15 protein-coding genes and 1 pseudogene are annotated in these 13,638 nt (G+C 60.9%); 6 read left to right on the forward strand and 10 right to left on the reverse strand.

The features are described from left to right. Window positions 1-33: 33 nt before the first annotated feature. The 5 genes and pseudogenes from H4684_RS13190 to H4684_RS13210 form a co-directional block, all read right to left on the reverse strand. A complete protein-coding gene (locus H4684_RS13190) occupies window positions 34-759 on the reverse strand; it encodes an ABC transporter ATP-binding protein (RefSeq protein WP_092193939.1) in 726 nt (241 codons plus the stop codon). Next, on the reverse strand, window positions 759-1,526 hold the full coding sequence (locus H4684_RS13195; protein WP_192624094.1) for an ABC transporter ATP-binding protein: 768 nt from the start codon (window positions 1,524-1,526) through the stop codon (window positions 759-761). The genes H4684_RS13190 and H4684_RS13195 overlap by 1 nt, the downstream gene beginning before the upstream one ends. Before the next feature lie 48 nt (window positions 1,527-1,574). Next, window positions 1,575-2,651 (reverse strand): branched-chain amino acid ABC transporter permease, encoded by a 1,077-nt coding sequence (locus H4684_RS13200; protein WP_192624095.1) that lies wholly within the window; start codon window positions 2,649-2,651, stop codon window positions 1,575-1,577. 61 nt (window positions 2,652-2,712) lie between these two features. After that, window positions 2,713-3,627 carry a branched-chain amino acid ABC transporter permease gene (locus H4684_RS13205; protein WP_092193942.1) on the reverse strand — a complete coding sequence of 305 codons (915 nt, stop codon included), beginning with the start codon at window positions 3,625-3,627 and terminating at the stop codon, window positions 2,713-2,715. A 118-nt stretch (window positions 3,628-3,745) separates the two neighbouring features. After that, window positions 3,746-4,910: pseudogene (locus tag H4684_RS13210) on the reverse strand (ABC transporter substrate-binding protein). 433 nt (window positions 4,911-5,343) lie between these two features. On the opposite strand from H4684_RS13210, the gene H4684_RS13215 reads away from it, so the two are divergent. Genes H4684_RS13215 through hemC form a run of 3 tightly spaced genes read left to right on the forward strand, consistent with a single transcriptional unit; the run spans window position 5,344 to window position 7,176 of the window. Continuing rightward, on the forward strand, window positions 5,344-5,967 hold the full coding sequence (locus H4684_RS13215) for a D-sedoheptulose 7-phosphate isomerase (protein ID WP_092193944.1): 624 nt from the start codon (window positions 5,344-5,346) through the stop codon (window positions 5,965-5,967). A gap of 9 nt (window positions 5,968-5,976) precedes the next feature. After that, window positions 5,977-6,219: an FmdB family zinc ribbon protein gene (locus H4684_RS13220; RefSeq protein ID WP_092193945.1), complete on the forward strand. Its 243-nt coding sequence runs from the start codon at window positions 5,977-5,979 to the stop codon at window positions 6,217-6,219. Between the two features lie 21 nt (window positions 6,220-6,240). After that, window positions 6,241-7,176, forward strand: a complete 936-nt coding sequence (hemC, locus tag H4684_RS13225) for a hydroxymethylbilane synthase (RefSeq protein WP_192624115.1) — start codon at window positions 6,241-6,243, stop codon at window positions 7,174-7,176. Window positions 7,177-7,268: 92 nt separating this feature from the next. Here the strand turns inward: hemC and cobT are convergent, their stop codons facing one another. Continuing rightward, window positions 7,269-8,327, reverse strand: coding sequence for a nicotinate-nucleotide--dimethylbenzimidazole phosphoribosyltransferase (gene cobT / locus H4684_RS13230; protein ID WP_192624096.1), 1,059 nt, complete (start codon window positions 8,325-8,327; stop codon window positions 7,269-7,271). Window positions 8,328-8,404: 77 nt separating this feature from the next. Here cobT and H4684_RS13235 point away from each other — a divergent pair, with 77 nt between their 5' ends. The 3 genes from H4684_RS13235 (at window position 8,405) to H4684_RS13245 (ending at window position 9,598) form a co-directional block, all read left to right on the forward strand. Further along, on the forward strand, window positions 8,405-8,851 hold the full coding sequence (locus H4684_RS13235; RefSeq protein WP_192624097.1) for a DUF523 domain-containing protein: 447 nt from the start codon (window positions 8,405-8,407) through the stop codon (window positions 8,849-8,851). Between the two features lie 69 nt (window positions 8,852-8,920). Next, window positions 8,921-9,241, forward strand: coding sequence for a PilZ domain-containing protein (locus H4684_RS13240; RefSeq protein ID WP_092193949.1), 321 nt, complete (start codon window positions 8,921-8,923; stop codon window positions 9,239-9,241). Window positions 9,242-9,262: 21 nt separating this feature from the next. Next, window positions 9,263-9,598 (forward strand): hypothetical protein, encoded by a 336-nt coding sequence (locus H4684_RS13245; RefSeq protein WP_092193950.1) that lies wholly within the window; start codon window positions 9,263-9,265, stop codon window positions 9,596-9,598. Window position 9,599: 1 nt separating this feature from the next. On the opposite strand, the gene H4684_RS13250 is transcribed toward H4684_RS13245, so the two are convergent. The 4 genes from H4684_RS13250 to H4684_RS13265 all read right to left on the reverse strand — a co-directional run bounded on the left by H4684_RS13250 (window position 9,600) and on the right by H4684_RS13265 (window position 13,637). Then, window positions 9,600-10,673 (reverse strand): hypothetical protein, encoded by a 1,074-nt coding sequence (locus H4684_RS13250; RefSeq protein WP_092193951.1) that lies wholly within the window; start codon window positions 10,671-10,673, stop codon window positions 9,600-9,602. A gap of 6 nt (window positions 10,674-10,679) precedes the next feature. After that, a complete protein-coding gene (locus tag H4684_RS13255; RefSeq protein ID WP_192624098.1) occupies window positions 10,680-11,993 on the reverse strand; it encodes an ATP-dependent 6-phosphofructokinase in 1,314 nt (437 codons plus the stop codon). Window positions 11,994-12,103: 110 nt separating this feature from the next. Next, a complete protein-coding gene (locus tag H4684_RS13260; RefSeq protein ID WP_192624099.1) occupies window positions 12,104-13,018 on the reverse strand; it encodes a TIGR01777 family oxidoreductase in 915 nt (304 codons plus the stop codon). 16 nt (window positions 13,019-13,034) lie between these two features. Next, a complete protein-coding gene (locus H4684_RS13265; protein WP_192624100.1) occupies window positions 13,035-13,637 on the reverse strand; it encodes an iron-sulfur cluster assembly scaffold protein in 603 nt (200 codons plus the stop codon). Between the last annotated feature and the right edge of the window lies 1 nt (window position 13,638).

The following is a 13,638-nucleotide window of genomic DNA, read 5'->3' on the forward strand; positions in this document are numbered from 1 at the left end:
GGGCTTGTTGGAACACGGGAGGCGCCGAGGCCGTCAGCCTCCGAGGTACGCTTTTTTCACGTCGGGGTTGTTCATCAGTTCCCGGGCATTGCCCGAGGCGACGATGGCCCCGGTATCGAGCACATAGCCCCGGTGCGCGAACTGCAGGGCGATACGCGCGTTCTGCTCGATCAAAAGCAGGGTCATGCCCTGGGAATTGAGTTCCTTCAAGGCCCGGAACATGTCGTACATCAGGAGCGGCGCAAGCCCCATGGAGGGTTCGTCGAGCATGATGAAGTTGGCTCCGGTCATCAGCGAGCGGCCCACGGAGAGCATCTGCTGCTCGCCGCCGGACAGGGATTCGCTGCGCTGTTTGCGGCGCTCGAAGAGCCGGGGGAAGAGGTCGTAGACCCGCTTGAAATCCACCTGGATCTGGTCGTTGTCCTTGCGCGCATAGGTGGCGAGCTGCAGGTTCTCCTCGACGGTCAGGTTGCCGAAGATGTGCCTTCCCTCGGGGGACAGGGCGATCTTGAGGTCCTGCACGACCTTGTGCGCTTCCGTGCCGATCATGCTCTTGCCCTCGTAGAGGATGTCGCCCTGGGTGATCTTCGGCCCTTCCGGCGGCGGGACGCGGGTGATGGTGTGCAGGGTGGTCGTTTTTCCCGCGCCGTTGGCGCCGATCAGGGTGACGATTTCACCCTTGGCCACGGTGAAGGAGATGCCGTGCAAGGCTTCGATGTTGCCGTACTTCACATAGAGGTTTTTGACTTCGAGCAGCATTATATATTCTCGTCTCCAAGATAAGCTTTGATGACATCCGGATTGTTCTGGATCTGTTCCGGAGTTCCTTCCGCGATGGTCACGCCGAAATCGACGACCTTGATCCAGGAGCACAGCGACATGACCACGTCCATCTGGTGTTCGATCATCCAGATGGCGATCTTGAACTCGTCGTGAATCCATCCGATGAGCTTGATCAGATCGTTGACGTCGGACGAGTTGAGCCCGGCCGCAGGTTCGTCGAGCAGCAGCAGCGACGGGTTGATGGACAGGGCGCGCGCTATTTCGACGCGTCTTTGCAGGCCGTAGGGGAGGTTCTTGGGCTTTTCCTCGGCGAACTGCCGCAGATCGAGGGCTTCGAGGATCTCATAGCCCCGGTCGGCGATGCGCTTCTCGTTGCCCATGTAGCGACGGGTGCGCAGGAAGGCGTCCACAAGGTTGTAGCCGAGGTTGTAGTGCTGGGAGATCTGGATGTTTTCAAGCACGGTCATGTCGTGCCAGAGGCGGATGTTCTGGAAGGTCCGCGCTATTCCCATGGCCGTGACCTGATGCGGCTTGAGACCGGCCAGGGACTTGCCCTTGAAGACCAGGGACCCTTCCGACGGCGAATAGAATCCGGACACCAGATTGAACACCGTGGTCTTGCCCGCTCCGTTGGGACCGATGAGGGCCATGAGCTCGTTGCCTTCGATGGCAATGGAGAAGTCCGACACCGCGCACAGGCCGCCGAAGGTTTTTGTCATGTTTTGAATCTGCAAAAGGGACATAGAAGCTCCGGATGATGAATACTATCGCTTTTCGCTGTTGTGAGCGCGTTACTTGAACGAGTAGAATTTTTTCAGTTTCGGGAAGATGTCGGACAGCTCCCGATTGCCCATGATGCCTTCGGGCCTGAACTGCATGAGCAGGATGAGGATGAGGGGAATGATGACCCATTTCCAGACCTGACTCAGCTCATAGCTGTCGGGGAGCAGGTGCACGTAGTGCATGGCGGTGTCCATCCAGGGAATAATGAAGCGCAGCGATTCCAGAAGCAGGGTGAACAGGATCGCGGAGATGACCGAGCCGCTGAGCGAGCCCATTCCGCCAAGATAGACCATGACCAGGCATTCCGTCGACTTCAGGATTCCGAAGGAATTCGGGTTGATGTAGCCCAGAATGTGCGCAAAGAGGCCGCCCGCGATGCCGGCCAGGCCGCTTGAAAGCATGAAGGCCACCAGCTTCATCCTGTTGGTGTTGACGCTCATAATCTCCGCGGCCACCTCGTCCTGCTTGATGGCGATGATGCCCTTGCCGTAGGTCGAGGTCACGTAGCGGCGGATGATGAACACCGTGCCGAAGGTGAAGACGATGACCCAGAGCAGAATCCAGGGGATGTCGTAGCTGTCGCTCATGGCGAAGAGCACTTTCTTCATGCCCATGAAGCCTCTGGCGCCGCCGATCTTGTCTATGTTGATGATGGTGCTGATGATGATGAAGTTGGCCGCGATGGTGATGATCGCCAGGTAGTCGTCGCGGGTCTTGAACGAGGGAATGGCCACCAGCACGCCGGCCACCGCTGCGGCGGCTCCGCCGATCAGCAGGGTGAAGGGGAAGAGATAGACGGCCGTTTCCGGGGGCAGCAGCGCCGCGCCGAAGACCTTGTCGTCGGTGAAGAGCATCACGTTGATGACGGAGGTCACGTAGGCGCCAACGGCCATGAATCCGGCATGCCCGCAGGCGAACTCGCCCATGTAGCCGTTCACGATGTTGAAACTGCTGGACAGGATGATGTTCACGCCCATGAACATGATGACGGACTGAATGTACAGGTCGATGTATTCCTGATGGGACATGAACACTATCACACCGGTAATCGCCAGCAGGAGCGTGGGGACGGTTAGTTTTCGCATTGAATTCCTCGAGTACCAAATGAAAAAGAAGAGAACGCTCGATCCGATTCTGTATCCGTCTTCAGATCTTGGTCGTGCCTGCCACGCCGAACATGCCCGTGGGCTTGATGCACAGGATGGTCATCAGGATGGCGAAAGCGATCAGGTCCCTGTAGGTCGACGGGAAAACCGCGACGACGAGAATTTCCACGAAACCGAGGAGAAAGCCGCCCAGGAAAGCCCCGCGAATGTCGCCGATCCCTCCGACCACGGCGGCGATGAACGCCTTCCAGCCGATCATTGCGCCCATGTAAGGGTCCAGGATGGGATAGGAGAGGGCGAAAAGCAGTCCCGCCAGTCCGGCGAAAGAGGAACCGAGAATGAACGTGAAGACGATGACCGTATCGATGGGGATGCCCATGAGCGGTACCGCGAACTTGTCGTAGGAGATGGCGCGCATGGCCATTCCGATCTTGGTCTTGGTGACGATGAAATGCAGAAAGATGAAGACCAGGATTGCTGAAAACACGACTCCGATTTTCAGGTTGGTCATGCTCAGATCACCGACGGTGTAGACGACCTTGTCCACGAGTTCGGGAAAGCTCTTGCGGCTGGCTCCGAGCAGCGCGAGGTTGCCGTTTTCAAGAACCAGCCCGCACATGAGCGCGGTGATGACGACGTATAGGCGATGTGCGCCCTTGCGGCGCAGCGGCCGGTACGCGATGCGTTCCAGCGATACGCCCACCAGAGCGGTGAGGATCATGGTCAAGGGTATGACCATGGCCAAAACCACCCAGCCCGGGAGCGAGACGGCCATGCCCAGGATGGCCGTGGCGATGAAGAACGCGATGTAAGCGCCAACCATGAAAATGTCGCCGTGCGCGAAATTGATCAAACGCAACACGCCGTACACCAGCGTATAGCCAAGCGCGATCAGGGAGTAGAAACTTCCCCACTGAAACGCGTTGAAGAGGTTCTGGATAATACTTGCGAGCACGAGTTTTCCCCTATGAGTCCAGTGTCCCGTTGACTTCTGTTGACAATGAAAGGCCCCGCCGGGCTTTGAAACAAAAAAAGTGCGCGGAGTTCAAACCCCGCGCACCTTGATCAATCTGTTACGGGCAAACGGATTTGGTGAACACGAATTCGCCCTGCTCGCTGATCTTGACGACCACCGCGCATTTGATGGGATCGCCTTCGGCGTCGAACTTCATGTTGCCGGTGATGCCCGGGAATTCGGGGATGGCGGCCATGGCGTCGCGGATGGCCTTGCGGTCGGCGCGGGTCTTGCCGGACAGTCCGCCGGTGTTCTGGACGGCCTTGAGCACGATGTTGGTCGCATCCCAGGTCAGCGCGGCCACGTCGGCGGGCTCATAGCCGTACTTTTCCTTGTAGCGGTCGATGAAGACCTTGGTTTCGCCGGTGGCGCCGGCGGCCGCGTAGTGGGTCGAGAAGTACTGGCCCTTGCAGTTGTCGCCGCAAAGCGCCATCAGCTCAGAGTTGCCCCATGCGTCGGCGCCCATGAAGGGGTTCTTCCAGCCGAGGTCGTGAGCCTGTTTGATGATCAGCGCAACTTCGTTGTAGTTGTTGGGCAGGAAGATGAAATCGGGCTTGGCGGCCAGGATGGTGGTCAGCTGGGCGCTGAAGTCCTGATCCTTGGAGGAGTAGGATTCGAAGCCAACAACGGCGCCGGCGCCGTTCTTGGCGTTGAAGTCATCACGGAAAATTTCGGCCAGGCCCTTGGAGTAGTCGTTGTCGAGGGCATAGAGGACGGCGGCCTTCTTGGCGCCGAATTGCTCCATGGCGAAGTCGACGGCCACGGGACCCTGGAAGGGATCAAGGAAGGCGGCGCGGAAAACCCAGGGGCGGTCCTTGGTGGTGTCGGGGTTGGTGGACCAGGGCGAGATCATCGGGGTCTGGTTGTCGTCGCAGACCTGACCGGCCGGAACGGCCTGCTTGCTGGAGTTGGGGCCGACAATGGCCAGCACGCTGTCGCGCTCGATGAGCTTCAGGGCGGCGGAGACGGCGGATTCAGCCTTGGACTCGTTGTCTTCGTAGATGAATTCGAGCTGGTACTTCGTGCCACCGACATCAAGGCCGCCTGCGGCGTTGATGTCTTCCTTGAGCATCTCGGCGGCAAACTTTGATTCTTCACCCACTTTGGGGATGTCGCCGGTCAGCGGGATGTTGAAACCGATCTTGAGGGTCTCGGCTCCAGCAGCCGCTGGCAAAGAGCAGCACACATGCCAGGGCAAGTAAAACACGGGCGGATTTCTTCACAAACAACCTCCATGAAGTAAGTGTTACAAAGTGATGGCTTTTCTAATGGAAATAACCAAAAAAAGAAAGTTATTTTAGGTGCGTGCACGCTTTTCGACGAAATTGCGGGTCCCGCGAAAGAACTTCGTGATTCAGCACCTTTAGCCCTGAATTGATTGTGCAATCATTATGCCTGAACGACACGAAGGCGAGATGCGGTCCCTGAGAGTGCGCCAATGTTTGACAATCCGGATGGATTGGTATTTTTGAAAAAGGGCAGGTGGGTATTTACTTGGGGGCTCGATGTCGAAATTGTCAAAACAAAGAGCGCCCCTGCGTGGTATATTTACATATTTGTGCAAAAGGCCGGGCTTGATGCGAGGAAGAAAACCTTGCCAAAGGGCAGGGGGGGACTTAGAAACCATGGTCCTGTTCAACGAGCCGGGAGGTGTCCATGACGGAGCGGGTGCACAAGATCATAACGGACCATGCGCATGAAGGCGCCGTGCTGCGCAAGACCTTTTTTGCCGACAATGCCGCCCAGGTGGCCGAAGTGGCCCGGGCCATGGCTCTCAGCCTCACGGCCGGCGGAAAGATCCTTTTCTGCGGCAACGGCGGCAGCGCCGCCGATGCGCAGCATTTCGCGGCCGAGCTGGTCAACCGCTTTATGATGGAGCGGCCTCCGTTGCCGGCCATCGCCCTGACCACGGACACCTCGGCCCTGACCGCCATCGGCAACGACTATTCGTTCGACCGGATTTTCAGCAAGCAGGTCCAGGCCCTGGGGCGCCCAGGGGACGTGCTGATCGGCATCTCCACCTCGGGTCGCAGCGCCAACGTCAACGAGGCGCTGCGCGTGGGCCTGGAGAACGGGCTGGTCACGGTGGGTCTTGGCGGAGGCGGCGGCGGAGCCATGCTCGCTCACTGTCATCACGCCCTCATCGTACCGGACACGCGGACGCCCCTGGTCCAGGAAATTCACGGAGCCATCGGCCACCTTCTGTGCGGTCTGGTGGACTATTATCTGTTTGAAGCGGTTGCGGAGCTCGAACCTTTCCTGGGTTCGGAGCAACCATAAGGAGGAAACATGCCCATCTTCGAATATGTATGCAATTCCTGTCACAAGGAATTCGAGGAAATCGTTCTCGGCGGGGAGCAGCCCGTCTGTCCGACCTGCGGCGCCGCGGACACGACCAAGCTCATTTCGCGTGGCGTGTTCCGGACCGGAGGCCCCATCGTCATGGGCTCTCCCTCTGCCAGCGCCATCACCACCAGAGGCAAGAGCGGTTGCGGTACCTGCTCCGGCGGCAATTGTTCCAGCTGCGGCTAAAATCCTAAGGATCCATTCTTGATGAACACCATTCGCATCGCCACCCGTGGCAGCAAGTTGGCCCTGTGGCAGGCTCATCACATTTCCGGTCTGCTTCGTGCCCAGTATCCGGGCATGACCGTCGAGCTCAACATCATTAAGACCAAGGGCGACAAGATCCTTGATGTGCCCCTGGCCAAGATCGGCGGCAAGGGCCTTTTCGTGAAGGAAATCGAGGAAGCCCTCCTGGCCGGCGAGGCCGACATCGCCGTGCATTCCATGAAGGACGTGCCGGCGCAGCTGCCCGAGGGTCTCAAGCTCGGCATCATCCCCGAGCGCGAAGTGCCTACCGACTCCTTCCTGAGCGTCAACTACCCTGACATCGCGTCGCTTCCGGCCGGAGCCCGGGTCGGGACCAGCAGCCTGCGCCGCCAGACCCAGCTCATGGGTTTGCGCCGGGACCTGTGCATCCTCTCCCTGCGCGGTAATCTGGACACGCGGGTGGGCAAGCTCATGGCCGATGAATTCGACGCCATCATCGTGGCCACGGCGGGCATGAACCGCCTCGAACTCTCCGCTCCGCACATGCAGGAGCTGGCCCCGCCCATGTTCTATCCGGCAGTGGCCCAGGGGGCGCTTGGCATCGAGTACCGCGCCGACCGGCCGCAGCTGGACGAGCTTCTGGCCTTTCTGGACCATGCGCCTTCCAAGGTCTGCGTGGAGGCGGAGCGGTCTTTTCTGTTCGGTCTGGACGGAGGCTGCCAGGTGCCCATCGCCGGCTACGCGACCCTCAGCGGCTCGGAGCTCACCCTCACGGGCCTGGTGGCCGATCTCTGCGGCGAGCGGGTCATCCGCCGCCAGGCAACGGCTCCGGCAGACGCGGCCGTCGCCCTTGGCGCGGATGTGGCACGGGCCGTGCTGGCCGCCGGCGGCAAGGATATTCTCGACGAGGTCTACCGGAGCGGCGCGGCGGTCTGAGTCGGATCCTGATCTGGAGTGCAACGAAAAAGGGCAGGCGGTTTTTCCGCCCGCCCTTTTGACATTTCGGGCAGGGTCATGGCTGCTCGTCGCTATTCTCCGCTGTGTACGCCGGCCGCCGAGAACGTGGCCATGTCGGTGTAGAGGTTGGCCGCGCTGCGCAGGATGAACACGGCCATGGCCGCGCCGGTGCCTTCGCCGAGGCGCATGTCCAGGTGCAGGAGCGGGGCGGCCTCCAGCCGCTGCATGACGGCGGCGAACCCGGGTTCTGCCGAGGCGTGGGAAAAGAAGGCGTATTCGGCCACCAGCGGGCAGATGGCGCGGGCCGCGACATAGGCGCTGGACGAGATGAATCCGTCGATGACCAGAGGCATGCCAAGGCTCGCTCCGCCAAGGATCATGCCGGCCAGGGTCGCGATTTCAAATCCTCCGAGGCTGGCCAGGATATCGATGGGGTCGGCCTTGGCGATGGTGGGGGCATGCAGGGCCAGGGCCTTTTCGATGACCGCGATCTTGTGGCGCACCCCTTCGGCCCCAAGGCCCGTGCCGGGGCCGGTGATGGCGGCGGGGGGCAGGTCCAGGCAGGCGCAGAAGAGGGCCGTGGCCGGGGTTGTGTTGGCGATGCCCATCTCTCCGGTGCCGAGGGTCACGATGCCGTCCGCGTGCGCGGCCTTGGCCAGGGCGATCCCGTTCTCCAGGGCTCTTACGCATTCCTCACGGCTCATGGCCGCCTCTGTGCTCAGATCCCTGGTGCCGGGCGCGACCTTGCACTGGACGAGGGCAGGGTGTTCGGGGAACCTGCCGCCCAGGCAGCCCGCATCCACGACCTTGAGGTCCACATCCGCGGTGCGGGTCAGCACGTTGATGGCCGCGCCGTTCATGACGAAATTGGTGACCATCTGCCGCGTCACTTCCTGGGGGAAGAGGCTCACGCCCTGGGCGGCCACTCCGTGATCCCCGGCGCAGGTGTAGATGCGGGCCGGGTCGACCCTGGGCGCTTCGCCACCGGCCATGGCCACCAGTCGGCAGGCGACCCGCTCCAGGACACCGAGGCTGCCTTTGGGTTTTGTCTGGGAATCGAGGTGGGCCTGGGCTTTTTGGAAGAATGCGCGGTCAAGGGGGCGGATCTTGGCGATGGTGGACTGAAGCATGGATATGAAGCCTCCGGAATTTCACGTTATTTTGATGCGAATTATCGCGTTCAAAGGGCTACAGGATGGAGAAAACGATGACAAGAACGGATTTGAAGGACTACGGCCCCATTTTGGTCAGTGCCTGTCTGCTCGGGATCTATTGCCGCTATGACGGACGCTGCGAGACGGACGAGAGGGTCATGGCCCTGTCAGAGGGTCATGTCCTGATCCCTGTCTGTCCGGAACAGCTGGGCGGTCTGCCCACGCCGCGTTCGGCCGTGGAGCTGCTCGACGGCCGGGCCGTGACCAGGGACGGGGCCGACCTGACCGAGGCCTTCGAACGCGGTGTCCTGCAGGTAGAGCGAGTGGCCCGGCTGACCGGGGCCCGGGCGGCCGTTTTGCAGCCTCGATCGCCGAGCTGCGGGCGGGACATCATTTATGACGGCACCTTTTCCGGCCGACGCATCGAGGGGGACGGCGCCCTTACGCAGTCTCTGCGGGCGCAGGGTTTTTTGCTGCTCGTGCCCGACGAACTTGATTGACCCGCGCTCTTTTCTTTTGTCACGGATGAATTAACAATACTGGAATCATCCGGATGAACGGAGGGAGCAATGACAAGCACGGCAAACAGGCGCGAATTCGAGCGTCAGCGAAAAGAGGTGAGGGTGAGGTACAGTCTGCTCGGCAGCGAGGAATACAGCGATGCCCGGCTCGTGGACGTGAGCGAGGGGGGGCTTTGCATGGAGACCAGCACGCCGCTCAGGACCGGCACCCAGATCTATGTACAGCTTTTGAACATCAATCCCGAAATTTCGGGGCTGGCCGCGCACAGGACCTCCCACGGCAGGGTGCGCTGGACCAGGGATTTGGGCTGTTTGGAGCAAACCCGTTTCGGGATCGGGGTGCAGTACACGCATCCTGTCTGTCACTGATGAACGCAAGCAGGAAGAAGCATGTCCGCATTTGAACAGGAGCTTGAGGCGACCGGGGAACTGTTGAAGAATGAGAAAATTTCCAAGGAGTTGGCGCGGGCTCATGCCAGATCTCTGGCCTGGTTCAGACAGAACCTGGCCGAGCTTGAAGCGGCGGGCTGGAGCGTTGACGAGCTGTACCGCATCGGCACCCTGTCGTTTCCCTATTCGGAGTGGGGGCCGGGCTGGCTGACCTTGTGGAACAATGAAAAATGTTCGCCCCGGCTGGGTCGTCGGGGCGAGATAGAGTTCGTCCTGCACGAGGCGGGTGGGGACGTTGTACAATCCTGCCGCCTCGACAAGAGTTATTTGTCCTGACTTATTGTCCCTGGCCCAGGGTCTCGTTGCCCGTCGGCACCGGGTCCACTTCCGGCTGGGGCTCCAGGGCTCGTTCCTGCACGGCTTCCGCCGTCCTGACCAGAAGATCTCCGGCCTTGGCCACGCCGGCCATTGATGCCGGGTCATCCAGACTGCGCCGGTGCACCCATTGCGCCATGTAGATCAGCTCAGAGGCGTCCATGCCCTGCGGGTTCGAAGCGCTGACGATGGCTTGCAGGAGACGCTGGCGCGAGATCTCGCGGGTCTGAATGGTGGTCTTGATGCGGGCGCTGGCCTCGTTTCTGGCCGAGATGGTAGCCTCTTCCCCCTGCATGTTCCAGAAGGCCAGGTGCGCCTGGCTGACACTCTCCATATCCTCAAGATATTTCGTGACCAAAAGCCGGATCGAGTCCGTTCTGGCCAGGCTGCTCATGGTCTTGCCGATGGTTTTCAGCCGCGCCGCCAGCAGCGTCAGCATTTCCTTGCGCTGGGCCTCGCTCACGACGGCCATCTGTCCTGAAGGCAGGGTGTAGGTGGTAGATTGCAGCGCCCGCTCCAGGCTGTCCAGAAAGAGCGGCGTGTATGCCGCGTGCAGAAAATCGAGCACGGGCTCCTTGAGCACGTGGGTGAAGATGACCTTGCGCGCTCCCAGCGTATCGGCCGGATCGACGTTCAATCCGTTGAAATCGACTCCGTAGCGAATGTTCACGGACTTGACGTTGAGATCGAAACGTCCCTCGGCTCCCGGATTCTTCTTGGTCCCGCCCGGCAGATAGCGGTCGACCAGATAGCGGCTCATATCCTCGATGAAGTCATGGCGCACGATCTCGTCGGCCGGGAAGGCAGGCGCGGTGGCATTGCCTTCTGCGGTGGCGTTGTCTTCAGGCGTGGTGACGGTCGCGTTGACGGGTTCCTGCACGGCAACCACGGGGGCCGGCTGTCCTGTGCCTACCTGCCAGCGCTGCGGGGCCACTTCCGTGGCGACCGGTTTCGGAAAAAAACGGTCGCGGTTCTGCATGAACCAGTAGCCGCCGGCCAGAGCCAGAATGAAAGCGATGGCGAGAATACGTTTCATGAGCTTCTATGCCTTTGTGGCGCAGTTAAACATGGATTGGGGTTGTCCGGTGGATTCCATGACCGATCTCCAGTAGTTGGAGTAGATGTTGAGCTTGCGCCGCTTGGCGGTGACCAGGGGCAGGGGCAGGTAGAGGTAGCGCTCCTGCAGTTTGGACACGACCATCCCGGTCTTGCCGGCCATGGCCGCGTGCACGGCATGCTGTCCGAGGAAGCCGCAGTAGATGCGGTCGTTGGAATTGGCCGGGATGGAGCGGATGATGTAGCTTGGATCGATGTATTTGAGGGTGTAGGGAAAGTCCTCGGCCGCGAAGAATTTTTTTATTTCCGAGCGCAGCACATCGCAGATGTCGCCCAGGATGGGGTTGCCCGAGAGATCGACCTGGTTGTCGATCCGGCACAGGTCCTGACCGGCCCCTTCGGCCACGACGATGACCGCGTGCTGCCGCTGCTCCAGGCGGGTTTTGAGCTGAACCAGAAAGCCGTCCGGGCCGTGCAGCTCGAAAGGCGCTTCGGGGACCAGCACGAAATTGACCTCTTTCAAGGCCAGGCTGGCCTGGGCCGCGATGAAGCCCGACTCCCGGCCCATGAGCTTGACCATGCCGATGCCGCCGGGTGCTCCCAGGGCTTCGATGTGGGCGCAGCGGATGGCCTCGGTGGCTTTTTCCACGGCCGTGTCGAAACCAAAGGAGCGGGTCACGAAGTTGATGTCGTTGTCGATGGTCTTGGGGATGCCGATGATGGAGATCTTGAGCCCCCGCCGCAGGACCTCCTCGGTCACGGAGCCGGCCGCCTTCATGGTCCCGTCGCCGCCGATCATGAACAGGACCGAGATGTTCATGCGCTCCAGCGCGTCCACGATCTCTTCCGGAGCCTGGGGCCCGCGCGAGGAAGACAGGATGGTGCCGCCGAATTCATGGATGTCGCGGACGCTGTCCGGGGTCAGTTCCATGATGTCGTGCTTGTATTTGGGGATGAAGCCCTGCAGGCCGTAGCGGATTCCGTAGATTCCGGAGATGTGATAGTTGTGGTGGGCGCTCATGACGATGGCCCTGATCACGTCGTTGATGCCCGGACACAGCCCGCCGCAGGTCACGATGGCGCATTTGGTCTTGGGCGGATCGAAATAGATTTTTTGCCTGGGTCCCGCCTCCTCGAATTCATAGACGGTTTTTGACGTCGCGCCGTCGAGGATTTCGCTGGAGAGATAAAGGGGCATCTTGGAACTGTCGTCGATATGGTGGCAGTAGGGCAAGGGATTGTCGACCTTGCATGGGCCAAGGGTGGGGACGGAAGTATCGATGCGTGGCGCGGTGCCCATTGCGTCTCCATGAGGTTGCGTTCTTGAAAAGGGCGTTGAAATGAGAAAAGCTTCCTGTTTGTTAAGCCAGGGTGGCCTAAAAAACAAGAAGCGCGGCGAGTTGTAATAATTCAGGAGGAGCGTGCGGTCTTGAATGCGGGGATGATGTCGGCCAGGGCCGCGTCAAGGTCCGGAAAGGCGAATTCGAATCCAAGGCGCACAAGTGCCTCGGGCTGGCAGCGCTGACCGGTCAGGAGCATCCCGGCCGCCTCTCCGAGGGCCAGGCGCAGCGCGAAGGCGGGCACGGGAAGAATGGCCGGACGGTCCAGTGCTTTCGCCAGGCTTTCGGTGAAACGCGCGTTGGTCACGGGTTCCGGAGCGCAGGCGTTGAACGGGCCCGCGGCTTCAGGCGTTTCCAGCAGAAAGCTCATGACCCGCGTCAGATCGTTTATGTGAATCCAGGAGAACCACTGCCGCCCGTGTCCGATCCTGCCGCCGAGGCCCAGGGAGAAGGGCGTGATCATCTTGGCCAGCGCGCCGCCATGGCCAAGAACCACCGAGATGCGCGGGATGACCACCCTGTGTCCGAACTCCCGGGCGTGCAGGGCTTCGGCCTGCCAGGCCTTGCAGACCTCGGCCAGGAAGCCGTTGCCGCGCGGGGTTTCCTCGGTGCAGACGGCGTCCCCGGCGTCGCCGTAAAAGCCTATGGCGTTGGCGCAGAGCAGTGTCTTGCCCGTGGTGTGGGCCAGGGCGTCGACAATGTGCCGCGTGCTCAATACCCTGGATTGCAGGACGGCTTCCTTGCCGGTCTTGTTCCAGCGGGTCATGACCGGGCTTCCGGCCAGGTTGACCACCGCGTCGTGCTCGCCGACCAGATCCTGCCAGGGGCCCGGCGTGACCGGATCGGCGGTGACAACGCGAATCGGAGGGGAAAATCTGGCCTTTCCGGAGCGGGCGGCCACGGTAACCTCGTGGCCGCGCTGTGCGAGATGGGGCACAAGGTGCGCCCCAACGAATCCGGTCGCGCCGAAAGCAAGGATCTTCATGGAAGCCTCCCGTCCGTTACAGCCCGAAGTGTTTCTGAATGTAGCCCGACATGACCGCCTGTGCGTTCTCGTGACATTCCCCGCAGCCGGCGCCGATCTTGGTCATGTCCTGCAGTTCCGAGAAGCTTCTGACGCCTTCAAGGACGGCGTGCTCGATGTCCTCGTCCGTGACCTGCATGCACTCGCAGACGATCTTCGCGCTCTGGGTCTTGATGCGGTCTTCCATGCCGTTCTTGCCGTAATAGTCGTCGATGGCGGCCCTTAGAGCCTTGTCGCCAAGCACCGAGCAGTGCACCTTGTTGTCCGGCAGTCCGCCCAGCTCTTTCAGGATGTCCTTGGCGGTGATGGCGTAGGCCTGGTCCAGGGTCATGCCAATGACCATCTCGGAGAGGATGGAGGTGCTCGCGATGGCGCTGGCGCAGCCGTATGTCCGCCACTTGCACTCGGTGATGGTCAGGTCCGCGGGGTCGACCTTTATGTAGACGATCATCTCGTCGCCGCACTTGATGTTGCCCGTCTGTCCAATGCCGTGAAAGTCCGCCTCGTTGTCCTCGCGCAGGATGTTGCGCGGGTTCATGAAGTGGTCCTTCACCTTGTCCGAATAGGTCCATTTTGCCATG

It is taken from the genome of Desulfomicrobium macestii, assembly GCF_014873765.1.
GTDB lineage: Bacteria > Desulfobacterota > Desulfovibrionia > Desulfovibrionales > Desulfomicrobiaceae > Desulfomicrobium > Desulfomicrobium macestii.

Bases quoted from the DNA above. Each gene is read 5' to 3' on its own strand.
- H4684_RS13245 (WP_092193950.1), top strand. From the start codon at position 9,263: ATGTCCGCATTTGAACAGGAGCTTGAGGCGACCGGGGAACTGTTGAAG.
- hemC (WP_192624115.1), top strand. From the start codon at position 6,241: ATGAACACCATTCGCATCGCCACCCGTGGCAGCAAGTTGGCCCTGTGG.
- H4684_RS13190 (WP_092193939.1), bottom strand. From the start codon at position 759: ATGCTGCTCGAAGTCAAAAACCTCTATGTGAAGTACGGCAACATCGAA.
- cobT (WP_192624096.1), bottom strand. From the start codon at position 8,327: ATGCTTCAGTCCACCATCGCCAAGATCCGCCCCCTTGACCGCGCATTC.
- H4684_RS13250 (WP_092193951.1), bottom strand. From the start codon at position 10,673: ATGAAACGTATTCTCGCCATCGCTTTCATTCTGGCTCTGGCCGGCGGC.
- H4684_RS13220 (WP_092193945.1), top strand. From the start codon at position 5,977: ATGCCCATCTTCGAATATGTATGCAATTCCTGTCACAAGGAATTCGAG.
- H4684_RS13265 (WP_192624100.1), bottom strand. From the start codon at position 13,637: ATGGCAAAATGGACCTATTCGGACAAGGTGAAGGACCACTTCATGAAC.
- H4684_RS13260 (WP_192624099.1), bottom strand. From the start codon at position 13,018: ATGAAGATCCTTGCTTTCGGCGCGACCGGATTCGTTGGGGCGCACCTT.
- H4684_RS13215 (WP_092193944.1), top strand. From the start codon at position 5,344: ATGACGGAGCGGGTGCACAAGATCATAACGGACCATGCGCATGAAGGC.
- H4684_RS13255 (WP_192624098.1), bottom strand. From the start codon at position 11,993: ATGGGCACCGCGCCACGCATCGATACTTCCGTCCCCACCCTTGGCCCA.
- H4684_RS13200 (WP_192624095.1), bottom strand. From the start codon at position 2,651: ATGCGAAAACTAACCGTCCCCACGCTCCTGCTGGCGATTACCGGTGTG.
- H4684_RS13235 (WP_192624097.1), top strand. From the start codon at position 8,405: ATGACAAGAACGGATTTGAAGGACTACGGCCCCATTTTGGTCAGTGCC.
- H4684_RS13195 (WP_192624094.1), bottom strand. From the start codon at position 1,526: ATGTCCCTTTTGCAGATTCAAAACATGACAAAAACCTTCGGCGGCCTG.
- H4684_RS13240 (WP_092193949.1), top strand. From the start codon at position 8,921: ATGACAAGCACGGCAAACAGGCGCGAATTCGAGCGTCAGCGAAAAGAG.